This is a genomic window from Pseudomonas sp. ERMR1:02, from assembly GCF_002277815.1.
GTDB lineage: Bacteria > Pseudomonadota > Gammaproteobacteria > Pseudomonadales > Pseudomonadaceae > Aquipseudomonas.
This window is the reverse complement of the sequence record NZ_NKJI01000005.1, coordinates 104,243-126,528: the sequence shown is the minus strand read 5'-3', so window position 1 is coordinate 126,528 and position 22,286 is coordinate 104,243. Positions and strand designations below refer to the sequence as shown.

Here is a 22,286-nt window from a genome sequence, read left to right as displayed (position 1 = left end):
GCACAAAAAAACCGCCTCGAAGGGCGGTTTTTTCATTGCTTCAAACCAACACTTACAACTTTGGACCAGCAGCCTTGATCGCGTCGCTCACTTCGAACTTCTTGAAGTTCTCGATGAACAGGCCGGCCAGTGCTTTGGCGGCTTCGTCGTAGGCGGCTTTGTCTTCCCAAGTGTTGCGTGGGTTCAGCAGGCCAGTCTCAACGCCCGGTACGGCCAGTGGCACGTCGAGGTTGATGGTGTCCAGGTGCTCGGTCTCGGTACCGATCAGAGCACCGCTCTGGATCGCTGCGATCACGCCACGGGTGGTCGGAATGTTGAAGCGTTTGCCAACGCCGTAGCCACCGCCGGTCCAGCCGGTGTTGACCAGGTAAACCTTGGAGCCAAAGCCGCGGATGCGCTTGATCAGCAGCTCTGCGTATTCGCCAGCCGGACGCGGGAAGAACGGTGCGCCGAAGCAGGTGGAGAAGGTCGACTTGATGCCGCTGCCCGAACCCATTTCAGTCGAGCCCACCAGAGCGGTGTAGCCGGACAGGAAGTGGTAGGCCGCTTGCTCTTCGTTGAGGATCGACACTGGCGGCAGAACGCCGGTCAGGTCGCAGGTCAGGAAGATCACGGCGTTCGGCTCGCCACCGAGGTTCTTCTCGGAACGCTTGGCTACGTGCTCCAGCGGGTAGGCGGCGCGGCTATTCTGGGTCAGGCTGACATCAGCGTAGTCGGCGTGCTTGGCATCATCGATAACGACGTTTTCCAGGACCGCGCCGTGCTTGATGGCTTTCCAGATGACCGGCTCGTTCTTCTCGGACAAGTCGATGCACTTGGCGTAGCAACCGCCTTCGATGTTGAAGACAACGCCTTCGCCCCAGCCGTGTTCGTCGTCACCGATCAGGTAACGGCTTTCATCGGCGGACAGGGTGGTCTTGCCAGTACCGGACAAGCCGAAGAACAGGGTCACGTCGCCCTCTTCGCCGATGTTGGCGGCGCAGTGCATTGGCAGCACATCAGCAGCCGGCAGCAAGAAGTTCTGCACCGAGAACATGGCTTTCTTCATTTCACCGGCGTAACGCATGCCGGCGATCAGTACTTTCTTCTGAGCGAAGTTGAGGATCACGCAGCCATCGGAGTTGGTGCCGTCACGCTCAGGTACGCACTCGAAGTTGGCAACGTTGAGGACCTGCCACTCTTCACGGCCAGCCGGGTTGTACTGGGCCGGGTTGATGAACAGGCAGCGGCCGAACAGGTTCTGCCAGGCAGTCTGAGTGGTCATCTTCACCGCCAGGTAGTGCTCGGAGGCCGCACCTACGTGGACGTGGGAAACGAAATGTTCTTGCGCGTTGTTGAAGGCCTCGACGCGAGCCCACAGGGCATCGAACTTGTCGGCCGGGAACTTGCGGTTGATCGGACCCCAGGCGATAGCGGCCTGGGTGGTCGGCTCTTCAACGATGAAACGATCGACTGGCGAACGGCCGGTACGGTGACCGGTGCGAACAACCAGTGCGCCGGTATCGGCAAGCTCGCCTTCACCGCGGTTCAGGGCTTCTTTAACCAGATCATCAACACTCAGATCGGTGTACACGGCGTTATTGGCTTGCGTCATGAGGTTCCCCGTCGGCCAGTGGCCGAGTGCTCCAAACGTTTTGTAGTAGAAAGTCCTGCACTACTACCGCGAAAAAAGTGGCCCGGATTATGCCAGAAAAGCCCAAAAAGAGTAGGGCCCTCCCGTCGTAACGGCGTTATTCCGGCACTAACCAGTGAATTTACCCGCGCTGAACCGTTTTAGTGACGGGTATCTGACGGTGAATCGATACCCGCACCCGCGAACAACTGAGTGACATCGGCGGCGTCGAACAGGTATTGCTGGTTGCAGAACTGGCAGTCGATTTCGATGTTGCCACCGTGCTCAACCACCAGATTTTGCGCGTCTTCCATCCCCAGACTGACCAGTGCATTGGCCGAACGTTCGCGTGAGCAGCTGCAGCGGAAGCGCAGTTTCTGCACGTCGAACAGTCGTATCTGCTCTTCGTGGTAGAGACGATGAAGCACGGTTTCGTTGTCCAGGCTCAACAGTTCATCGGCGGTCAGGGTACCGCCCAGTGCAGTGAGGTGCTGCCAACTGGCGGCGCGTTCTTCTTCGTCTCTCAAACGGTCAGCGGGCAATTGCTGCAGCAACAGGCCACGGGCACGACGGCCATCGGCGCAGAGCTTGATGCGCGTGCCAATCTGCTGGGACATGACGAAGTAGTTGGTAAAGCACTCGGACAGGTTTTCGCCGTCGAGATCGACGACACCCTGGTAGCGCTGGCCCTGTCTAGGGTCGATGGTCAATGTCAGCGAACCATCCGGCATCAGGTCGGACAGAGTCGCGTCGGGAGCGATCCGGTCCCCCTCATAACGGGCCAGGCCACGGATGTCGCGCTCGCTGGAGCACTCGATCATCAGCAACGGGATCGGGCCTTCGGATCGAGCCTGCAGGATCAGCAACCCATCGAACTTCAAGGTGCCAACCAGCAGCGCCGCGGCCGCCATCAGCTCTCCGAGCAGTTGCGCAACCGGCTCCGGATAGGCGTGTTTGGCAAGGACTTCTGCGTAGCTGAGCTCCAGCGAGACCATCTCGCCACGGGTGTCGCTGTCATCGAAGATGAAGCGTTGAGTGAAGTCGGTATCCGGTAGGTCGGTCATAAGTCTGGGTATCTGAATGGATAACAATAGGGTTTCAACGGTGAAAATCGCGCTTTGTCAGCACCCTTGGGTGCGCAAAATGCCCGGTAATGTTCGGCATTTTAGGAACAGGCCTCTGACGGCGCCAGCCCTCTGGTTATGGCTCATGACTCAGAGGCTGTGGTGATTTTCGACGAGTGGCTGTTTAACCGCTCGATGCGCCGTGGCGAGACCCCCCGATATGGTTGCTCATTCGGGGAATTACAAGTCTGTCCCTATCAGAGATATCGATTCGCTGACTGATCGCAGACGGTTAATCGTTGCTGCTGCCACGAAACTTGAACAGATCCCGCCGCTGTTTTTTGCTCGGTTTGCCATCGGTGCTTACGCCCAGGGCGCCTGCCTTGCGTTGGGCCGCTGCATTTTCGCGCTTGGCGATGCTGGCTTCGGTTTCGGCATACAGCGTTTGCGCTTCCGGCGCTCCTCGGCGCACGATCGACAATGCCTGAACCACCACCGTACGCTCGTCGAAACCGGCTCGAATCACGAACTCATCACCGATGCGTGGTTCCTTGCCCGGTTTGCAGCGTTCACTCCGGCAATGCACCTTGCCACTTTCAATCGCCGCTTTGGCCAAGGCTCGTGTTTTATAAAAACGCGCGGCCCACAACCATTTATCGAGACGGACTTTGTCGTCCTCTTCGTTTTTTTGTGCCATGGGATTTCCTCGTTCTGAAATATTGATGAACTGTACTACCGTTCTGTCGTACCAAGAATTACCTCGTCCCGGACTACAATACTGACATTCCATAACCTCCCCCACGAGGCTGGAAATCCGGGCCGTAGATATCTGTCGCCTTTTACCCATTATTCTGCGTGAATACCGCGAATTTGGCCGCCTGCGGCCACCGCGGTTTCTACCGGTTGAGCAATTTTGAAGACATTTGACCATTTGACCGTTGTCGGTCTGCGCGAGTGGGTGGCGCTCCCTGATCTGGGAGTCGCGGGCCTTCGGGCAAAAATCGACACCGGTGCCAGCACCTCCAGCCTGCATGCCACCGACATCGAGACGTTCGACCGGGACGGCGAGCAATGGGTGCGCTTCACGGCGCACCTTGGCACGGTGGTTCAACTGCGTCACCGCCGCTGCGAAGCACCGCTGGTGACGATGAAAACCATTAAAAGCTCTAACGGTCACGCGCAGGTGCGATACGTGATCAGCACCACCCTGGCCCTCGGTGATCGGGTCTGGCGGGTCCAGTTCACGCTGGCCTGCCGCAAATCCATGCGTTATCGCCTGCTACTCGGTTCCAAAGCCCTGATCGACGGCCAGTTGGTGGTCAATCCGGGTATTAAGTATGTACAAGACAAGCCGGTGTTCCCGGTATCTACCTCCTCCACAGGTGTTGCATGAAGATCGCTGTGCTGTCGCGTAACCCGCGTCTGTATTCCACCCGTCGCCTGGTTGAAGCCGGTACTGAACGCGGCCATGAAATGGTGGTAGTCGATACCCTGCGCGCCTACATGAACATCGCCAGTCACAAACCGCAGATCCACTACCGCGGCAAGCCGCTGGAGGGTTTTGACGCAGTGATCCCGCGGATAGGTGCGTCGGTCACGTTTTATGGCTGCGCGGTGTTGCGCCAGTTCGAAATGATGGGGGTTTTTCCGCTCAACGAATCGGTGGCCATCGCCCGCTCACGCGACAAACTACGTTCGCTGCAACTGCTGTCACGCCGCGGGATCGGCTTGCCGGTTACCGGGTTTGCCCACTCGCCGGATGACATTCCCGACCTGATCGAAATGGTCAACGGCGCACCGTTGGTGATCAAGGTGCTGGAAGGCACCCAGGGCATCGGCGTAGTGCTTTGCGAAACCGCTACGGCGGCGGAGTCGGTGATCGAGGCATTCATGGGCCTCAAGCAAAACATCATGGTTCAGGAGTACATCAAGGAGGCCGGCGGTGCCGACATTCGCTGCTTCGTGGTGGGCGACAAGGTGATTGCGGCAATGAAGCGTCAGGCCAAACCCGGCGAGTTTCGCTCCAACCTGCATCGCGGTGGCAGCGCCAGCCTGATCAAGATCACGCCGGAAGAACGCATGACCGCATTGCGCGCAGCGAAGGTGATGGGGCTGGCGGTGGCGGGCGTGGATATCCTGCGCTCCAATCACGGACCGCTGGTGATGGAAGTGAACTCGTCGCCGGGCCTGGAAGGTATTGAGACCACCACAGGGAAGAACGTGGCGGGGATCATCATTGAGCATCTGGAGAAGAATGGTGGGCCCAATATGACGCGGACCAAAGGGAAGGGTTAAGCCGAATTTTGGCGGCGGCAGGGAGGCCGCCTTCGCGAGCAAGCCCGCTCCCACATTTTGACCGCGTTCCTATCTAGCGACTCCGTCTAATGTGGGAGCGGGCTTGCTCGCGAAGAGGCCTTTAGCCTCACCCGAAGATCTTCGGAGTTAAACCGCATCCCGTGGCAACATCAACCCCAGCGGCAACCGCACCCGCGCTTCCAGCCCACCACCGGAACGGTTGCGCAACTCAACATTGCCGCCATGCATCGAAGCAATCCGTTTCACGATCGCCAGCCCTAACCCGGTGCCCTTGCCGCCACGGGCGCGGTCGCCACGGGTGAAGGGGTTGAAGATCGCTTCCAGCTCCGATGGATCGATCCCGGCGCCACGGTCCATGACGCTCAGCACCACGTACGGCGCGCTGGTATCGCCGGACACATACGCCGCCACTTCGACCCCGCTGCCGGCGTGATGCAGAGCGTTACCGATCAGATTGTTCAGCAGGCGCTTCATCGATACCCGACGTAACGGAAACGGCTGAATTGGCTCCAGACGCAAGCGCACCTTCTCTTCGCTCTGGTTGTACGGTGCGGCGACTTCACGGACCAGATCGCTAAGGTCCACCTCCTCCACTGACTCATCGCGACCGTCGCGGATGAACGCCAGGAACTGATCGAGAATTGCATCCATGTCTTCGATGTCGCGGACCATATCATCCGTCAGGTCGTTGCGATCGCCCATCAGCTCCAGAGACAGCCGCAACCGGGTCAGCGGCGTACGCAGGTCATGGGACACTCCGGCCAGCATCAGTTCACGCTCGCGACCGGCCTGCTCAACGTCTTCAGCCATCTGGTTGAAGGCGCGATAAACCTCGGTCATTTCACTCGGCGTATCGCTGATCGGCAAACGCACGCTACGACCCTGGCCGAGCTGCCGCGCGGCGTAGACCAGTCGTTTCAAGGGTTGGTTGAGCTGGCTGACAAAGATCCACGCCGAAGCCGTGGACAGCAAGCCAATGGCCAGGAACCAGCCAAGCACATTCCAGATTTTCTGACCGCGCAACGGATGCGGATACAGCGGCACTTTCAGCCAGCCGTCACCCAGGCTTGGTGCCCGAACCCACAATGCCGGTGGGGAGTGCATGCGTAATCGCACCTCAGTGTCGGCACCCAGTTCAGCCTGCATTTGCCGCTGATAGATTTCGCTGTAGGGCCAATGTTGTTCGCCTTCCGGCACGCCAGCGCCCACCACCCGGATCAGGGTCGCGGCTTCTGCAATCTTGTCGCGGTTGTTTTCGTCGGCTGCCCAATAGGCGCGTAGCGTCAGGGCGACGCCGTGGCTGTATTGGCGGTCCACCAGCACGTCTTCGTTCATCAACAGATAAACCAGGGTCAGCGCCTTGGAAAACAGGACGACGATCAGCACCAGCCAAAGGGTGCGGGAGAAGAAACTTTGGGGGAACCAAACCGGGGTTTTCATGAATAAGCGCTACACACTTGCAGGAACGAGCGATGCTCGCATATTGCAGGTCGCGAGTCTGCGGGCAAGGTCATCTGACCCATCGCCCGCACGACCCACTCCTACAAATTGCCGATCACTTGGTGGCGGCGCCATCAGGAACGAACACGTAGCCCACGCCCCAGACGGTCTGGATATAGCGCGGCTTGGACGGATCAGGCTCGATCATCCGGCGCAGACGGGAAATCTGCACGTCGATGGAACGCTCCAGGGCATCCCATTCGCGGCCACGGGCCAGGTTCATCAGCTTGTCGCGGGTCAGTGGCTGACGGGCGTTCATCACCAAAGCCTTGAGTACCGCGAACTCACCGGTGGTAAGCATGTGTACTTCTTCACCGCGCTTGAGTTCGCGGGTGGCCAGGGATAGCTCGTAGTCACCGAAGGTCACGCTTTCGTCTTCGCTGCCCGGCGCGCCCGGCACCGGAGCCGACTGACGACGCAGGACGGCTTTTACACGCGCCATCAGCTCGTCCGGGTTGAACGGTTTGGCCAGATAATCGTCGGCACCCAGTTCAAGGCCCTTGATGCGGCTTAGCTCGTCGCCCTTGGCAGTCAGCATGATGATTGGAATCTGATTGTTCGCGCCACGCAGGCGGCGGCAGGCGGTCAGGCCGTCTTCGCCAGGCAGCATCAGGTCGAGGACGACCAGGTTGAACACTTCACGCGCCAGCAGGCGATCCATTTGTTCAGTATTCGGTACGGCGCGGGCACGGTAACCCTTGCTGACGAAAAAACGCTCAAGCAGGCTGCTGAGGCCCGGATCGTCGTCAACAATAAGAATTTTTTCGCCTTCAGCAATGTTTGCAGTGCTGCTCATTGGATGCTCCTTTTAGCTCGGCGCGCATTATGGCGTAGCTGCCGTTATACGCACCGTGTGCATTGTTAGCAGATTTTTCCTGTACCGCCAGAAAACCGGTCCTTGCTACCGTTACCTGCGATGCCCCCGAATGACAGAACGCTGGGTATAATGCGCGGCCTTTTGTGTCAGGCAACGTCTGATTGTTACACCGTGTGGCCACTTTTTATTTTCATGGCGCCGGCAGTAATTGTTCGATTTCACGGGTCAACGGGATACCTTTTGATCCAGGTAGCGGCGCAGGCCAGGCCGCTCAACCAGACTCGCCAGGCCCTTACCTTGCGCCTGCGAGCCTGCTTTCACAATTTGTCAGGTGGTTTTATGGACAGCATCAACAGCCGCATCGCCGAGGAACTCGGCGTACGCCCACAACAGGTCGAAGCGGCCGTCGCGCTACTCGATGAAGGCTCTACTGTTCCCTTCATCGCCCGTTACCGGAAAGAAGTGACCGGCAGTCTCGATGACACCCAACTGCGTCATCTGGAAGAGCGTCTGCGCTACCTGCGAGAACTCGACGAACGGCGCATCAGCATCCTTGCCAGCATTCAGGAGCAAGGCAAGCTGACCCCGCAACTCGAACGCGACATCAAGCTCGCCGACACCAAGACCCGCCTCGAAGACTTGTACCTGCCGTACAAGCAAAAGCGCCGCACCAAGGGCCAGATCGCCCTGGAAGCCGGCCTCGGCGATCTGGCTGATGGCCTGTTCAACGACCCGACCCTGGCCCCGGATGTAGAAGCCGCACGCTTCGTCGATGCCGAAAAAGGCGTTGCCGACGTGAAAGCCGCCCTCGAGGGCGCCAAGTACATCCTGATGGAACGCTTCGCCGAAGACGCAGGCCTCCTGGACAAGTTGCGCAATTACTTGAAACAGGAAGCCACCCTCAGTGCCCGCGTGATCGCCGGCAAGGAAGAGGAAGGCGCCAAGTTCCGCGACTACTTCGAACACGACGAACCGCTGAAAAGCATGCCATCGCACCGCGCCCTGGCGATTTTCCGTGGTCGCAATGAAGGCATTCTCAGCTCCGCGCTGAAAGTCGGTGATGAACTGCCGGGTACCATGCACCCGTGCGAAGGCATGATCGGACAGCAATTCGGCATCCAGAACCAGAACCGTGCCGCCGACAAATGGCTGGGCGAAGTGGTGCGCTGGACCTGGAAGGTCAAGCTTTACACCCACCTGGAAACCGACTTGCTGGGCGAACTGCGCGACGGCGCGGAAACCGAAGCAATCAACGTATTCGCCCACAACCTGCACGACTTGCTGCTGTCGGCCCCGGCCGGCCCGCGTGCCACACTAGGCCTCGACCCGGGCCTGCGTACCGGCTGCAAGGTCGCCGTGGTCGACTCCACCGGTAAGCTGCTGGATCACGCCACGGTTTATCCGCACGTGCCGCACAACAAGTGGGATCAGACCCTCGCCATTCTCGCCGCCCTGTGCGCCAAGCACTCGGTGGACCTGATCGCCATCGGCAACGGCACCGCCAGCCGCGAAACCGATAAATTGGCCGCTGAGCTGATCAAAAAATACCCAGCCATGAAGATGACCAAAGTCATGGTCTCCGAGGCCGGCGCATCGGTTTACTCGGCGTCGGAACTGGCCTCGAAGGAGTTCCCCGACCTCGACGTGTCGATCCGTGGTGCGGTGTCGATTGCCCGCCGCCTGCAAGACCCGTTGGCGGAACTGGTGAAGATCGATCCGAAATCCATCGGTGTCGGCCAGTACCAGCACGACGTGTCGCAGCTGAAACTGGCCCGTGGCCTGGATGCCGTGGTCGAGGACTGCGTGAACGCCGTCGGCGTCGACGTCAACACCGCCTCCGTGGCGCTGCTGGCGCGGATCTCCGGCCTCAACGCAACCCTGGCGCAGAACATCGTCAGCCATCGAGATGAGCACGGCGCGTTCAAGACTCGTGCGGCATTGAAAAAAGTTGCGCGTCTGGGCGAGAAAACCTTCGAACAGGCCGCCGGTTTCCTGCGCGTCATGAACGGCGAAAACCCGCTGGACTCGTCCGCCGTGCACCCGGAAGCCTATCCGCTGGTGCAGCGTATTGCTGCCGAGACCGACCGTGACATCCGCTCGCTGATTGGCGACGCCGCGTTCCTCAAGCGCCTGGACCCGAAAAAGTACACCGATGAAACCTTCGGCCTGCCAACCGTCACCGACATTCTGCAAGAGCTGGAAAAGCCGGGCCGCGATCCACGTCCGGAGTTCAAGACCGCCGAGTTCCAGGAAGGCGTCGAAGACCTCAAGGACCTCGAACTGGGGATGATCCTCGAAGGCGTGGTGACTAACGTGACCAACTTCGGTGCTTTCGTCGACATCGGCGTGCATCAGGACGGTTTGGTGCATATCTCTGCACTTTCGGAGAAGTTCATCAAAGATCCACGGGAAGCGGTCAAGGCCGGCGACGTGGTGAAAGTGAAGGTCATGGAAATCGACATTCCGCGTAAACGCGTGGGCCTGTCGATGCGCATGAGCGACACCCCGGGCGAGAAAATCGACGGTGCCCGTGGCGCGCGTCCTGGATCGGCGCCACGCCAATCCCAGAACACAGCACCACGCAAGGAAACCACGGCAGCGGCTCCGACCAACAACGCCATGGCTTCGCTGTTTGCCAACGCCAAGCAGTTGAAGAAACGCTGATGGACATCCCGGCCGGGCTAACCGAAAGCGCCTTCTTCAAGCTGCTGGGCTGTCGCTTGCACAGCCTGGAAACCGGGGTGGCGCAAGTCGCCCTGGCGCTGGAGCCGCAACTGCGCAATCGCGGCGGCAAGCTGCACGGCGGGGCCTTGTTCAGTCTGGTGGACATTGCCATGGGGTTGGCCTGCTCCAGCACCCACGGCTTTGACCAGCAGAGCGCGACCATCGAGTGCAAGATCAACTACATCCGCGCCGTCGCCGACGGCGAGGTGATGTGCACGGCCCGGGTGATCCACCCGGGCCGCCGCACCCTGGTGGTCGAGGCCGATGTGGTGCAAGGCGACAAACTGGTCGCAAAAGCACAAGGCACGTTCGCTGTCCTGTAGCTAGAAGCCATCAAATTGAGTTAATTTCGGCGCTATGCCCTTCCCTGTAGGAGCGAGCATGCTCGCTCCTACAGGGGATCTGTGCAGTTTTTGATCAATCGGCGACAAAAACCAGGCGAAAACGCCAGTTTTAACTTCACCCTTGTAGACCGTCTTGCCCACCCCCATATTGGGGCGACTGACGCGTGAAGGAATCCAACTTGAGCGAACTTCTCAACCGCCGCCTGGCCCTGCTCGGCGAGCGCGCTAACCTCTCTCTGCTCGAACAGTGCCTTCACGGCATCGAACGTGAATGCCTGCGCGTGACCAGCGAAGGTCGCCTGGCGCAAACGCCGCACCCGGAAGAATTGGGTTCCGCGCTGACCAACGAACAAATCACCACCGACTATTCCGAGTCGCTGCTGGAGTTCATCACCCCGGCCCTGCCCGATCCTGCCGATACACTGGCGAGCCTGGACAGCATTCACCGTTTTGCCTACAGCAAGCTTGGCAACGAGTACCTGTGGAGTCCGTCGATGCCGTGCCCGTTGCCGGCCGAGGAAGATATCCCGATCGCCTATTACGGCACGTCCAATATCGGTCAGCTCAAGTACGTGTACCGCAAAGGCCTGGCCCTGCGCTACGGCAAGACCATGCAGTGCATCGCCGGGATTCACTACAACTTTTCCCTGCCGGAGAAACTCTGGCCGCTGCTCAAAGCGGCTGAAGGCTTTGTCGGCACCGACCGCGATTACCAATCGTCGGCCTACATCGCGCTGATCCGTAACTTCCGCCGCTACAGCTGGCTGCTGATGTACCTGTTCGGTGCATCACCGGCGCTGGACGCCGGTTTCCTGCGCGGTCGCTCGCATCAGCTGGAAAAACTGGACCCGGACACCCTGTATCTGCCGTACGCCACCAGCCTGCGCATGAGTGACCTCGGTTACCAGAGCAACGCCCAGGCCGGCCTGACGCCTTGCTACAACGATCTGGCCAGCTACACCGACAGCCTGCGCAAAGCGGTCGCTACGCCGTATGCGCCGTATGTCGAGGTCGGCACGCACAAGGACGGTGAGTGGGTTCAGCTCAACACCAACATCCTGCAGATCGAAAACGAGTACTACTCCAACATCCGCCCGAAACGTGTGACCTATTCCGGCGAGCGGCCGATCCAGGCACTGGTGGCCCGCGGCATCCAGTACGTCGAAGTACGCTGTCTGGATATCAACCCGTTCCTGCCGATGGGCATCGATATCACCGAATCGCGTTTCCTCGACGCCTTCCTGCTGTACTGCGCCCTGAACGACAGCCCTCTGCTGACCAACACCAACTGCAGCAACGCAACGTCGAACTTCCTCAGCGTGGTCAAGGAAGGCCGTCGTCCAGGCCTGCAACTGCAACGCGACGGCCATCCGGTGGACCTGAAAGAGTGGGCCGGGCAATTGCTGGAAAACATTGCGCCACTGGCCGCGCTGCTGGATCAGAGCCATGGTGGCGATGCCCACAGCAGGGCGCTGGATGCACAGCTGTCCAAGGTCAAGGATCCGTCCCTGACGCCATCGGCCCAGGTACTTGCTGCGATGGCCGAACACAAGGAGAGCTTTGCCCGGTTCTCCTTGCGCCAGAGCCAGGCCCATGCTGAATTTTTCCGCAGTGAGCCGCTGTCCAGCGAAGCTCAGGCGAAGTTTGAAGAGCGCGCGCGTTCGTCGCTGGCTGAGCAAGTGGAGCTGGAGCAGAACGAAGTTGGCGATTTCGATGTATTTGTCGGGTCGTATCAGGCGAGCATTCTGGCGATCAGTAACTGATTCGAACACAACACATAACCTGTCGATCGTTCCCACGCTCTGCGTGGGAATGCAGCCCGTGACGCTCCGCGTCACTGGACGCGGAGCGTCCCTAGAGGCATTCCCACGCAGAGCATGGGAACGATCGGCACAAAGCCGCCCCCCCTCCCTTAGAATTTTCCGCTCATAAGCTCATTCGAAAAAGTTATTTATTTTCTAATTCTTATATCATTTAGTCTCCTTTTCACGCCGACTCTCGGTCGCCGGACAAGGAGCTTTCCTATGAAATTGAATTTCCCCCTTCGCTTGCTGGCGGCCGCATCATTGGCTGCGGCGAGTTTCTTTGCCCAGGCGGCTGACGTGACCGTCGCCTATCAGACCACCGTTGACCCGGCGAAAGTCGCACAGGCCGACGGCGCGTACGAAAAAGCTACAAAAGCTGACATCAACTGGCGCAAATTCGATAACGGTGCCGACATCATCGCCGCCATCGCTTCCGGCGACGTGCAGATTGGCTACCTCGGTTCCAGTCCGCTGACGGCGGCCATCACCCGCAAAGTCCCGGTGGAAACCTTCCTCATTGCCACCCAGATCGGCGCCGCCGAAGCACTGGTGGCCCGCGACGGTTCCGGGATCAAGACCCCACAAGACCTGATCGGCAAGAAGATCGCCGTGCCATTCGTTTCCACCGGCCACTACAGTCTGCTGGCCGCGTTGAAGCACTGGAACATCGATCCGTCGAAAGTCACCGTGCTCAACCTCGCCCCACCCGCAATTATTGCCGCATGGAAACGCGGTGATATCGACGCCACCTACGTGTGGGACCCGGCTCTCGGTGTGGCCAAGGAAAACGGCAAAGTGCTGATCACCTCCGGTGAACTGGCCAAGTTTGGCGCCCCGACCTTCGATGCGTGGATCGTGCGCAAGGACTTCGCCGAGAAGCACCCGGAAATCGTCACTGCGTTCGCCAAGGTGACCCTGGATGCCTACGCCGATTACCGCAAAGACCCGAAAGCCTGGCTCGCCAACCAATCCAACGTCGACAAACTGGTAAAACTTTCCGGCGCCAAGGCCAGCGATATTCCGTTGCTGTTGCAAGGCAACGTCTATCCGCTGGCGGCTGATCAAGTGATCACCCTCGGCGCACCGACCACCAAGGCCATCACCGACACCGCCGCGTTCCTCAAGGAACAAGGCAAGGTCGAGGCTGTGCTGCCGGACTACGCGCCGTACGTCAGCGCCAAGTTCATCACCAACTGATCGGGAGTTAATTGCGATGGCCTTGCTACAGCTGGAGCGCATCAGCGCACAGTACCCAGGCAGCCCGGAACCGGTGCTGATGGATATTTCCCTGACCCTGGGGCCCCAGCAATTGCTGGTGGCCCTCGGCCCGTCCGGCAGTGGCAAGACTTCGCTGCTCAACCTGATTGCCGGTTTCGTCGAACCCAGCGCCGGGCGCATCACCCTCGATGGCGTGCCGGTGAAAGGCCCAAGCGCCGAACGTGGCGTGGTGTTTCAGGACGATGCCCTGCTGCCATGGCAGGACGTGCTGGCCAACGTTGGCTTCGGTCTGGAGCTGGCCGGCATTGCGCGGACAAAACGTGAACAGCGCGCCCGGGAAATGCTCGCACTGGTGGACCTTTCAGGATTTGAAAACCGTCGCATCTGGCAACTTTCCGGTGGCCAGAAACAGCGCGTCGGCCTGGCCCGCGCCCTCGCCGCCGACCCACGCGTATTGCTGATGGACGAGCCGTTCGGCGCCCTCGATGCCTTCACCCGCGAACAGATGCAGGAACTGTTGCTGCAAGTCTGGCGGCGCACCGCCAAGCCGGTATTCCTGATCACCCACGACATCGAAGAAGCTGTATTCCTGGCCACTGACCTGATTTTGCTGGCACCCAACCCGGGCAAATCGTCGAACGCCTGCACCTGGATTTCGGCCAGCGTTACGCCGCTGGTGAATCGGCCCGCTCGATCAAATCCGACCCTCGCTTCATCGAAACCCGCGAACACGTGCTCGCCAGAGTGTTCTCCCAACGCAGCGCCGCCCAGCGGCAGGAGCGCGCATGAGCAGTTATGAAATTCCGGCCGTTGCGGTTAAACCGGGTTCAACGGTCATTCCGGTCCGTCGCAGTCTGAGCACGCGCTGGATCAGCGTGCTGACGCTGGTCGCGCTGGTTGCCATTTGGTGGGCTGTCACCGCCACCGGCATGATCGAACCACTGTTCCTGCCGCCACCGTCCGCCGTGCTGCAAAAAGGCTGGCTGCTGGTGACAACGGGTTACATGGATTCGACCCTGTGGCAACACCTGGGTGCGAGCCTCAGCCGTATCGGCCTGGGCCTCGGTTTCGCGGTACTGACTGCCGTACCAGTGGGCATCGCCATTGGCGCCAATCGTATTGCCCGGGGAGTGCTGGATCCGCTGATCGAGTTCTACCGCCCTATTCCACCGCTGGCTTATCTGCCGCTGATCGTGATCTGGTGCGGTATTGGTGAGTTGTCGAAAGTCCTGCTGATCTACCTGGCGATTTTCGCGCCGATCGCCATCGCCACCGCCACCGGTGTGCGCACGGTCGACCCGGCCAAGTTGCGCGCCGCGCAGTCGTTGGGCGCTACACGGGCGCAATTGATTCGCCATGTGATTCTGCCGAGTGCCTTGCCAGACATTTTGACCGGTGTGCGCATTGGCCTGGGTGTGGGCTGGTCGACGTTGGTCGCCGCCGAGTTGATCGCTGCCACCAGCGGTTTGGGCTTCATGGTGCAGTCGGCCGCGCAGTTCCTGGTCACCGATGTGGTGGTACTGGGGATTCTGGTGATCGCGCTGATTGCCTTTGCCATGGAAATGGGCCTGCGCGCCCTGCAACGCAAACTGGTGCCATGGCACGGCCAGGCCCACTGAAAATTCAGTGTAGGAGCCGAGCTTGCTCGCGAATGCGGTGTATCTGTCAGAGCAAATTTGCCTGTCCCACCGCATTCGCGAGCAAGCTCGGCTCCTACAGAACACATCGGCGCCCCAAGATTAAGAGAAAGCCCATGAGTAGCTTGACCATCGTCCCTTTAAGCTCCGCCCTCGGCGCACAGATCAGCGGCGTCGACATCAGCCAGCCGCTGAATCTGGAACAGCGCGATGCCATCGAACAAGCGCTGCTCAAGCATCAGGTGCTGTTCTTTCGCGACCAGCCGATCACGCCGCAACAGCAGGCACGCTTCGCCGCCAACTTCGGAGATCTGCACATTCATCCGATCTACCCGAATGTGCCTGAACAACCGCAAGTGCTGATCCTCGACACCGCCGTTACCGATGTGCGCGACAACGCGATCTGGCACACCGACGTAACCTTCCTGCCAACCCCGGCCATGGGCGCGGTGCTCAGCGCCAAGCTGCTGCCGGAGTTTGGCGGCGACACATTGTGGGCCAGCGGCATTGCGGCGTACGAAGCCTTGTCGGCGCCGATGAAAACCCTGCTCGAAGGGCTGACCGCCACCCACGATTTCACCCGTTCGTTTCCGCTGGAGCGCTACGGCAACACGCCCGAGGCGCTGGCCCAATGGGAAGAAGCACGGCGCAAGAATCCGCCGCTGTCTCACCCGGTGATCCGCACGCATCCGGTGAGCGGACGCCGCTCGCTGTTCGTCAACGAAGGCTTCACCTCAAAGATCAACGAACTGTCGGAAACCGAAAGTGAGGCGATTCTGAAGTTCCTGTTCGCCCACGCCACACGGCCGGAATTCACCATTCGCTGGCGCTGGCAGAAAGACGACATCGCATTCTGGGACAACCGCGTGACCCAGCATTACGCGGTGGATGATTACCGCCCGGCGCGGCGGGTGATGCAGCGGGCGACAGTGTTGGGGGATGTACCTTTTTTTCGGTGAACCAATCGTTCCCACGCTCCGCGTGGGAATGCAGCCCGGGACGCTCCGCGTCCCATCTAAAGCCGAACGCGGAGCGTCCGTTGAGGCATTCCCACGCAGAGCGTGGGAACGATCAGTCAGGGGTTATTCAGCCGTCGACGGTTTTTCCCAAAGATTGATCCCGCCCTCTTGGGCAAACCGGTCAATCTCCGCCAATTCCTCTGCGCTGAAACTCAAATTCTTCAACGCCCCAACATTCTCAATGATCTGCTCCGGCCGGCTCGCGCCGATCAGTGCCGAAGTCACCCGTGGATCACGCAATGTCCAAGCCAGCGCCAGTTGCGCAAGGCTCTGGCCGCGACGCTTGGCAATCTCATTGAGCGCACGCACCTGAGCAATGTTGGCCTCAGACAAATGCGATTCCTGCAACGAACCACCGCCCGGACGATTGACCCGAGCATCTGCCGGTACACCATTGAGGTATTTGTCGGTCAGCAACCCCTGCGCCAGCGGCGTGAAGGCAATCACACCGGTGCCGAGTTCCTCGGTGGTGTCCAGCAGGTCTTTTTCCACCCAGCGATTGAGCAGGTTGTAGGCCGGCTGATGGATCAGTAACGGGACTTTCCACTCTTTGAGCAATGCTGCCATTTCCCGGGTTTTCACCCCGGAATAAGACGAGATGCCGATGTACAGCGCCTTGCCCTGTTGCACTGCCGTGGCCAAGGCGCTGGCGGTTTCTTCCAGCGGGGTGTCCGGGTCAAAACGGTGGGAGTAGAAAATGTCCACGTAGTCCAGGCCCAGGCGTTGCAGGCTCTGGTCGAGACTGGCCAGCACGTACTTGCGCGAACCGCCGCCCTGACCATAAGGACCGGGCCACATGTCCCATCCGGCCTTGCTGGAGATGATCAGCTCATCGCGGTATTGCTTGAAGTCTTCACGCAGCAGCCGACCAAAGTTGATCTCGGCGCTGCCATACGGCGGGCCATAGTTGTTCGCCAGGTCGAAATGGTTGATGCCTAGGTCGAATGCCGTGCGCAACAACGCCCGCTGAGTGTCGATCGGCGTGCTGTCGCCGAAGTTATGCCACAGGCCCAGGGACAGCGCCGGCAGCACCAGTCCGCTACGGCCCACGCGGCGGTAAGGAATGGAGTCGTAGCGGTTTTCGGCAGCGGTGTAAGTCATCGAATCCTCTCTTGTCTGTCTTGAATCTGGTCTCGACTGCTTCGCCAGTCGCCCAGCATACGCCCAGACAAACGCCAAAAAACCTGGACTCGACTAATTGCTGAAACGATTCACAATTCTTCAGAACAAACGCCTATGTCGATAATTCACGCAAGGCTGCCGCCGCCAGAAAACCGGAGCGCGAGCTGTAGCGCTGATCCCGCCTCACAGTCTGGTCGATCCGCTCAAGCAACTGCTCTGGCAGCGTGGCATTGAAACGCACCGACTTGCCGAAGTAAGGCGTGACATCGAAATCCACCACCGCCCACACGCCACCAGCGTACTCAGGGTTATCAAGATGAGCGTCGATCTCGCGCACTTGCGGCAATGGATCGCCATCGGCCACCAACCCCTCGTAGTGCAGGGACAGCGCCTCTTTCACGCTTTCGAGTGCCTGCGCCACCGTGCTGCCTGCGGAGAAACAACCCCGTACGTCCGGGATGATCACTCCGTATTCTGAGTCGGCATCCTTATGTAGAACGACCGGGAATTTCATTTAAATGAATCCTTCCAGTGATGAGTCCGCATCCGGACTTTCGTATCCCATGCCAGGCCTCATTTCAGCCCCGCCTGTTTCAATATGCTGTTGATCGTTCCTTTTGGAAGATCCGAGTCAGGGTGCTTGATCGTCACTCTCCCTGGCTTGCGAGGATGCTTGTACTGGTGGTGGCTTCCTTTCACCGCAACCAGATACCAACCATCGTCCTCGATCATCCTGATCATTTCCCGACTTCGCATTTCCTTCGCCTTTTTCCACAGCAACCGCTGGGAACTTTAGGCGTAGCGGTAACAATACACACCATACACACTTGGAAAAATAGTAGTCGATCAGGACAGTGTCCAGTTTTCATCTCAGACCAGCGGCTCCCGGGCACTTTCAAATACCTCCCCCAACCAATCCACAAACACCCGAACCCGTGGCGACATGTGTCGGTTGTGCGGATACAGCACAGATACCGGCATCGATGGTGGCGGTGTGTCGATGAGGATTTCCTTTATCAGACCCTGGGCGATTTGCGTTTCCATGCGGTAGTGCGGGCATTGGATCAGTCCCAATCCGGCGATGGCCGAGGCGGCGTAAATTTCTGCACCGAACACCGACACCGCACCATCAATGGCCACTTCCTTGAGTTCGCCATTGACCATGAATTCGAACGGAAACAACTTGGCAGTGGTGCGTGAAACGTAGTTCACGGCGCGATGGTTTTTCAGGTCTTCAAGGCTTTTCGGCTCGCCGTATTTGCGCAGATAGGCAGGGCTCGCGCAGGTGATCTGGCGCAGGCTGGCGACGCGTTTTCCGATCAGTGCGGAGTCGCTCAAGGTGCCGGCGCGCAACACGCAGTCGACTCCGTCACCGATCAGGTCAACCAGACGGTCGGCCTCGCTGATGGACAGCTCGATGTCCGGGTAACGCGCCATGAATTGCGGCAAGGCCGGGATCACGAAGTGCCTGGCCAAGGTGCCGTGCAAGTCGACCCGCAGCCGACCTTTCGGCGCCACACCGCGAAACGCAAGTTCGGCCTCTTCCAACTCTGCGAGCAATTGCACGCAACGCAGGTAGTACGCCTCGCCATCCAGCGTCGGACGCACCTTACGCGTGCTGCGCTCCAGTAACCGCGTGCCGAGCCAGGACTCGAATTGATTCAACGTGTGGGTCAGCGTCGCGCGCGGCAGGTTCAGGTCATCCGCCGCCAGGGTAAAGCTGCTGCGCTCGTAGATTCGCACGAACACCTTCATCGCTTTGACTTGATCCACGCTGAACTCCTGACACTCAATTGTTGGCGATTATTGAACAGTCAAGGCAACTCTGGTGCATTTATCGGCTTGGGTAAACATGTGAAATTGGCTTCACACCCAATCAACAGGAATACCGCCATGACTGACCAGAATTCGAACCGCCTTCGCCAGCAAGCCGGCGCCTACAAAGTTGCCATCGTGACCGGCGCCTCCCGCGGCATTGGTGCGGTCATCGCCAAACAACTGGCCAGCGAAGGTTTCGCCGTCGCCATCAATTACGCCAACAGCGCCGGCGAAGCCTCGAAACTGGTGGTGGAACTGCGTCAGGCCGGCCATCAAGCCATAGCGATCAAGGCTGACGTGGCCAATGCCGACGATGTGCGCCGGATGTTCGACGAGACCGAAGCACAACTGGGCAAGGTTGATGTGCTGGTGAACAACGCCGGCATTCTCAAGGTCATGCCGTTGGCGCAACACAGCGACGAGCTGTTCGAGCAGAATTTCAATATCCACGCTCGTGGCACCTTCAACACCCTGCGTGAAGCCGCCACGCGCCTGAACGCTGGCGGGCGGATCATCAACTTCTCCAGCAGCACCGTTGGCCTGAACCTGCCGGGCTACGCGGTGTATATCGCCAGCAAAGCCGCGGTGGAATCCCTGACCCAGGTGTTTGCCAAGGAAATGCGCGGGCGCAACATCACGGTCAATGCGGTGGCGCCGGGGCCGGTGGCGACAGAGCTGTTTTTGCATGGCAAGAGCGAAGAGCAGATCCAGAATTTTGCCAAAATGGCGCCGTTGGAGCGGCTGGGGCAGCCGGAAGATATTTCCCGGGTTGTATCCTTTTTGGTCGGGCCGGATTCGGCGTGGGTCAACGGGCAGATTCTGCGGGTCAATGGGGGATTGGTTTAACTATGCTCGATGTATCGGGTTAAATCAGTAAGGCCGCCTTCGCGGGCAAGCCTCGCTCCTACAGATTTATCGCCGCCCCCTGTAGGAGCGAGGCTTGCCCGCGAAGGCGGCCTGAAGGACATCGCATTTTTTTGAAGGACGGAACCCACCATGCACACCACCATCATCATCACCTTCGGCCTGATTCTGCTGGCGCTGATGCTTTACATCGGTGAGAAAATCGGCTTCAGCCGCCAGACCCTGGCCTACGGCTTTATCGTGCTGTGGCTGGCGCTGACGTTGATCAATGGCGCAGTCGGCATGGTGCATGCCGGCCAGCCATTGAGCACGGAATTGGCGGTCGGCAGCGCCGTATTCGGTGTCCCGGTGGCGGCGCTGGTGTTGTTTATGGTGCTGACCACCGAGACATGAACTCCCCCGATCAACGTACCAAATGCAAAAACTGCATGTGCCGCTCGTACTGATCAAGAATGTCGTTAATCACCTGCTCCTTGCTGTAACCCACCATATCGTAGTCCTGACTGCCCTCGCTCAAATGCACTTCGGCCCGGTAGTAACGACGGTTGTTGAGCTCCTTGGAACCCATGCCGCCACGGGCGAACGACGGCGTGAAATAGCCGCGCATCTGCACCTGATAGATGAATGGGTGCTGATCGCCGTGACCGATCTCCAGGCTGACGCTGTCATTGACCGGCTCCGGATGCGTGACGACGCTCAGGCCCTTTTCAATGAACACTGCCGACACCTCTTCGATCGACGGGCGTACCGTCGAATCGAGGAATCGATAAACCTCATCCCGCGACGGGAAATGCACGGCCTGACTCAAGCGCTGGCGCCAGCCGCCCCGCCGCGCGCCGGACACCGGTGCCAGCGAATGCAGCTGCGCGATCTGCTTCTGCGACTCCAGATAGAACGCCTTGTGCAGACCCCACATCATCAACAGCAAAATCAGCGAAAACGGCAGCGAAGTCAGCACCACTGCCGACTTCAACGCATCGATGCTGCCGGAAAACAGCAGTGCACTGGTCACCAGCGCGGTCATCGCCCCCCAGAACACCCGCAGCCATTTCGGCCCGTCTTCATCGGGGTTGCCGCCCTTGGCGGAAAGCGTCGACAACACCACGGTGCCGGAGTCGGCGGAGGTGACGAAGAAGACGAAGCTGATGAACACCGTGACCGCGATGACGGTTTTGCTCCACGGGTACGTTTCCAGCAGCAGGTAAAGGGTCATCGACGGGTTGTCGAGGGCCGACATGCCCAGCGCCGACATGCCGTGGTTGAGCACCTGATCGATGGCGCTATTGCCGAAGATCGACATCCACGCCAGGGTGAATCCGAGCGGAATCAGCAGCACGCCGAAGACGAACTCGCGGATGGTCCGGCCCCGGGAAATCCGCGCGATGAACAGTCCCACGAACGGCGACCATGCAATCCACCAGGCCCAATAGAACACTGTCCAGCCGCCCAACCAGTCGCTGGGTTTATCGTAGGCGTACAGGTCGAAACTCTTCATCGGCAACGCGCCGAGGTAATCACCGATGTTCTGGACCAAGGTGTTAAGCAAATGCTGCGTGGGCCCTGCGAACAACACGAACAGCAGCAGCGCGCAGGCCAGCAGCATGTTGATGTCGGACATCACCCGCACACCCTTATCAACGCCGGACACCGCAACGATGATCGCCGCGCCCATCATCAGCGTGATCAGGCCGACCTGAATCCACTGGGTGTGAGCGATGCCGAACAGGTAATCCAGACCCGAATTAAGGTGCAACACGCCAAAGCCCATGTCGGCACCCAGGCCGAACACCGTGGCGATGATGCCGAAGCCGTCCACCGCATAACCGATGGGGCCGTTGATGCGCTTGCCGATCAGTGGATACAGCGCCGAGCGCAGGGCCAGCGGCAGGTTGTGCCGGTAAGCGAAGTAAGCCAGCGCCATACCGACAAAGGCGAACACACCCCAACCATGCAGGCCCCAGTGCAGAAACAAAATCTGCATCGCCTGACGCGCCGCCTCCGCGGTTCCCGCCTCGCCTTGCGGCGGCTGGAGCATATGGGTCAACGGTTCGGACACGCAGAAGAAAAACAGGGTGATGCTGATCCCGGCGGCGAACAGCATGCCGGCCCAGGACAGGTAACTGAATTCGGGCTCGTCGTGGTCGGCACCGAGTTTTATCTTGCCGTAGCCCGATAACGCGGTGACCACCACGAAGACCAGATACAGGGTCATCGCCAGCATGTAGTACCAGCCGACCGTGTTGGCCGCCCAGTTTTGCGCCGCCAGCAGCCAGGCACCGGCCTGTTCGGGCATGGCCATGACAACGACGCCGAACAACAGAATGAAGCTCGCGGCGAACCAGAACACCGGCGGATTCATGCGGACCTGGCCGCTTGAAGGGAGGGACGATGCACTCATGAACGGTGCACCTCGAAGCGGTAAAACG

Annotated in this window: 20 protein-coding genes and 1 pseudogene; 11 read left to right on the top strand and 10 right to left on the bottom strand. The window is 59.6% G+C overall.

The window, feature by feature from the left end; genetic code table 11:
* Positions 1-52: 52 nt before the first annotated feature.
* The 3 genes from CES87_RS11400 to CES87_RS11385 form a co-directional block, all read right to left on the bottom strand.
* A complete protein-coding gene (locus CES87_RS11400) occupies positions 53-1,594 on the bottom strand; it encodes a phosphoenolpyruvate carboxykinase (RefSeq protein ID WP_128606190.1) in 1,542 nt (513 codons plus the stop codon).
* A 179-nt stretch (positions 1,595-1,773) separates the two neighbouring features.
* Entirely contained in the window at positions 1,774-2,676 is a 903-nt protein-coding gene (hslO, locus tag CES87_RS11390) for an Hsp33 family molecular chaperone HslO (RefSeq protein WP_128606188.1), read from the bottom strand.
* A 292-nt stretch (positions 2,677-2,968) separates the two neighbouring features.
* Positions 2,969-3,373 (bottom strand): RNA-binding S4 domain-containing protein, encoded by a 405-nt coding sequence (locus CES87_RS11385; protein WP_128606187.1) that lies wholly within the window; start codon positions 3,371-3,373, stop codon positions 2,969-2,971.
* 234 nt (positions 3,374-3,607) lie between these two features.
* Here CES87_RS11385 and CES87_RS11375 point away from each other — a divergent pair, with 234 nt between their 5' ends.
* Both CES87_RS11375 and rimK read left to right on the top strand, forming a co-directional pair.
* Positions 3,608-4,069, top strand: coding sequence for an ATP-dependent zinc protease (locus tag CES87_RS11375; protein ID WP_178081419.1), 462 nt, complete (start codon positions 3,608-3,610; stop codon positions 4,067-4,069).
* Positions 4,066-4,971 carry a 30S ribosomal protein S6--L-glutamate ligase gene (gene rimK / locus CES87_RS11370; protein ID WP_007972871.1) on the top strand — a complete coding sequence of 302 codons (906 nt, stop codon included), beginning with the start codon at positions 4,066-4,068 and terminating at the stop codon, positions 4,969-4,971. The genes CES87_RS11375 and rimK overlap by 4 nt, the downstream gene beginning before the upstream one ends.
* Positions 4,972-5,118: 147 nt before the next feature.
* Here rimK and CES87_RS11365 read toward each other — a convergent pair whose 3' ends face one another.
* Positions 5,119-6,432, bottom strand: a complete 1,314-nt coding sequence (locus CES87_RS11365; protein ID WP_128606185.1) for an ATP-binding protein — start codon at positions 6,430-6,432, stop codon at positions 5,119-5,121.
* Between the two features lie 115 nt (positions 6,433-6,547).
* Entirely contained in the window at positions 6,548-7,288 is a 741-nt protein-coding gene (ompR, locus tag CES87_RS11360) for a two-component system response regulator OmpR (RefSeq protein ID WP_020795794.1), read from the bottom strand.
* Between the two features lie 360 nt (positions 7,289-7,648).
* Between ompR and CES87_RS11355 the strand changes: the two genes are divergently transcribed.
* The 7 genes and pseudogenes from CES87_RS11355 (at position 7,649) to tauD (ending at position 15,996) form a co-directional block, all read left to right on the top strand.
* Positions 7,649-9,973: a Tex family protein gene (locus CES87_RS11355; RefSeq protein ID WP_128606184.1), complete on the top strand. Its 2,325-nt coding sequence runs from the start codon at positions 7,649-7,651 to the stop codon at positions 9,971-9,973.
* A complete protein-coding gene (locus CES87_RS11350) occupies positions 9,973-10,356 on the top strand; it encodes a PaaI family thioesterase (RefSeq protein ID WP_128606183.1) in 384 nt (127 codons plus the stop codon). The genes CES87_RS11355 and CES87_RS11350 overlap by 1 nt, the downstream gene beginning before the upstream one ends.
* A gap of 200 nt (positions 10,357-10,556) precedes the next feature.
* The gene (gene gshA / locus CES87_RS11345; RefSeq protein WP_128606182.1) at positions 10,557-12,140 is read left to right on the top strand and encodes a glutamate--cysteine ligase; all 1,584 of its coding nucleotides are present in this window, start codon (positions 10,557-10,559) and stop codon (positions 12,138-12,140) included.
* Positions 12,141-12,401: 261 nt separating this feature from the next.
* Positions 12,402-13,379 carry a taurine ABC transporter substrate-binding protein gene (tauA, locus tag CES87_RS11340; protein WP_128606181.1) on the top strand — a complete coding sequence of 326 codons (978 nt, stop codon included), beginning with the start codon at positions 12,402-12,404 and terminating at the stop codon, positions 13,377-13,379.
* 16 nt (positions 13,380-13,395) lie between these two features.
* Positions 13,396-14,189: pseudogene (gene tauB, locus CES87_RS11335) on the top strand (taurine ABC transporter ATP-binding subunit).
* A complete protein-coding gene (gene tauC / locus CES87_RS11330) occupies positions 14,186-15,019 on the top strand; it encodes a taurine ABC transporter permease TauC (RefSeq protein WP_128606180.1) in 834 nt (277 codons plus the stop codon). Before tauB ends, tauC begins: the two are co-directional and overlap by 4 nt.
* A gap of 134 nt (positions 15,020-15,153) precedes the next feature.
* Positions 15,154-15,996 (top strand): taurine dioxygenase, encoded by an 843-nt coding sequence (gene tauD / locus CES87_RS11325; protein WP_128606179.1) that lies wholly within the window; start codon positions 15,154-15,156, stop codon positions 15,994-15,996.
* 123 nt (positions 15,997-16,119) lie between these two features.
* On the opposite strand, the gene mgrA is transcribed toward tauD, so the two are convergent.
* The 4 genes from mgrA to CES87_RS11305 all read right to left on the bottom strand — a co-directional run bounded on the left by mgrA (position 16,120) and on the right by CES87_RS11305 (position 18,951).
* Complete coding sequence (gene mgrA, locus CES87_RS11320; protein WP_128606178.1) at positions 16,120-17,157, bottom strand: L-glyceraldehyde 3-phosphate reductase; 1,038 nt, start codon at positions 17,155-17,157, stop codon at positions 16,120-16,122.
* A gap of 133 nt (positions 17,158-17,290) precedes the next feature.
* Complete coding sequence (locus CES87_RS11315) at positions 17,291-17,692, bottom strand: type II toxin-antitoxin system HicB family antitoxin (RefSeq protein WP_128606177.1); 402 nt, start codon at positions 17,690-17,692, stop codon at positions 17,291-17,293.
* A gap of 59 nt (positions 17,693-17,751) precedes the next feature.
* The gene (locus tag CES87_RS11310; protein WP_128606395.1) at positions 17,752-17,934 is read right to left on the bottom strand and encodes a type II toxin-antitoxin system HicA family toxin; all 183 of its coding nucleotides are present in this window, start codon (positions 17,932-17,934) and stop codon (positions 17,752-17,754) included.
* A 114-nt stretch (positions 17,935-18,048) separates the two neighbouring features.
* Positions 18,049-18,951, bottom strand: coding sequence for a LysR family transcriptional regulator (locus tag CES87_RS11305; RefSeq protein ID WP_128606176.1), 903 nt, complete (start codon positions 18,949-18,951; stop codon positions 18,049-18,051).
* Positions 18,952-19,071: 120 nt separating this feature from the next.
* On the opposite strand from CES87_RS11305, the gene CES87_RS11300 reads away from it, so the two are divergent.
* Together CES87_RS11300 and CES87_RS11295 are read left to right on the top strand one after the other, a co-directional pair.
* Positions 19,072-19,842: an SDR family oxidoreductase gene (locus CES87_RS11300; RefSeq protein ID WP_128606175.1), complete on the top strand. Its 771-nt coding sequence runs from the start codon at positions 19,072-19,074 to the stop codon at positions 19,840-19,842.
* Positions 19,843-19,992: 150 nt separating this feature from the next.
* Entirely contained in the window at positions 19,993-20,253 is a 261-nt protein-coding gene (locus tag CES87_RS11295) for a hypothetical protein (RefSeq protein ID WP_128606174.1), read from the top strand.
* Positions 20,254-20,263: 10 nt separating this feature from the next.
* On the opposite strand, the gene betT is transcribed toward CES87_RS11295, so the two are convergent.
* A complete protein-coding gene (gene betT / locus CES87_RS11290) occupies positions 20,264-22,219 on the bottom strand; it encodes a choline transporter BetT (protein ID WP_178081418.1) in 1,956 nt (651 codons plus the stop codon).
* Between the last annotated feature and the right edge of the window lie 67 nt (positions 22,220-22,286).

Excerpts from the sequence above, each read along its gene's own strand:
- ompR (WP_020795794.1), bottom strand. The coding sequence starts at position 7,288 with ATGAGCAGCACTGCAAACATTGCTGAAGGCGAAAAAATTCTTATTGTT.
- CES87_RS11365 (WP_128606185.1), bottom strand. The coding sequence starts at position 6,432 with ATGAAAACCCCGGTTTGGTTCCCCCAAAGTTTCTTCTCCCGCACCCTT.
- CES87_RS11350 (WP_128606183.1), top strand. The coding sequence starts at position 9,973 with ATGGACATCCCGGCCGGGCTAACCGAAAGCGCCTTCTTCAAGCTGCTG.
- tauD (WP_128606179.1), top strand. The coding sequence starts at position 15,154 with ATGAGTAGCTTGACCATCGTCCCTTTAAGCTCCGCCCTCGGCGCACAG.
- CES87_RS11385 (WP_128606187.1), bottom strand. The coding sequence starts at position 3,373 with ATGGCACAAAAAAACGAAGAGGACGACAAAGTCCGTCTCGATAAATGG.
- CES87_RS11400 (WP_128606190.1), bottom strand. The coding sequence starts at position 1,594 with ATGACGCAAGCCAATAACGCCGTGTACACCGATCTGAGTGTTGATGAT.
- betT (WP_178081418.1), bottom strand. The coding sequence starts at position 22,219 with ATGAATCCGCCGGTGTTCTGGTTCGCCGCGAGCTTCATTCTGTTGTTC.
- CES87_RS11295 (WP_128606174.1), top strand. The coding sequence starts at position 19,993 with ATGCACACCACCATCATCATCACCTTCGGCCTGATTCTGCTGGCGCTG.
- hslO (WP_128606188.1), bottom strand. The coding sequence starts at position 2,676 with ATGACCGACCTACCGGATACCGACTTCACTCAACGCTTCATCTTCGAT.
- rimK (WP_007972871.1), top strand. The coding sequence starts at position 4,066 with ATGAAGATCGCTGTGCTGTCGCGTAACCCGCGTCTGTATTCCACCCGT.
- CES87_RS11310 (WP_128606395.1), bottom strand. The coding sequence starts at position 17,934 with ATGCGAAGTCGGGAAATGATCAGGATGATCGAGGACGATGGTTGGTAT.
- CES87_RS11315 (WP_128606177.1), bottom strand. The coding sequence starts at position 17,692 with ATGAAATTCCCGGTCGTTCTACATAAGGATGCCGACTCAGAATACGGA.
- CES87_RS11300 (WP_128606175.1), top strand. The coding sequence starts at position 19,072 with ATGACTGACCAGAATTCGAACCGCCTTCGCCAGCAAGCCGGCGCCTAC.
- tauC (WP_128606180.1), top strand. The coding sequence starts at position 14,186 with ATGAGCAGTTATGAAATTCCGGCCGTTGCGGTTAAACCGGGTTCAACG.
- mgrA (WP_128606178.1), bottom strand. The coding sequence starts at position 17,157 with ATGACTTACACCGCTGCCGAAAACCGCTACGACTCCATTCCTTACCGC.
- CES87_RS11355 (WP_128606184.1), top strand. The coding sequence starts at position 7,649 with ATGGACAGCATCAACAGCCGCATCGCCGAGGAACTCGGCGTACGCCCA.
- tauA (WP_128606181.1), top strand. The coding sequence starts at position 12,402 with ATGAAATTGAATTTCCCCCTTCGCTTGCTGGCGGCCGCATCATTGGCT.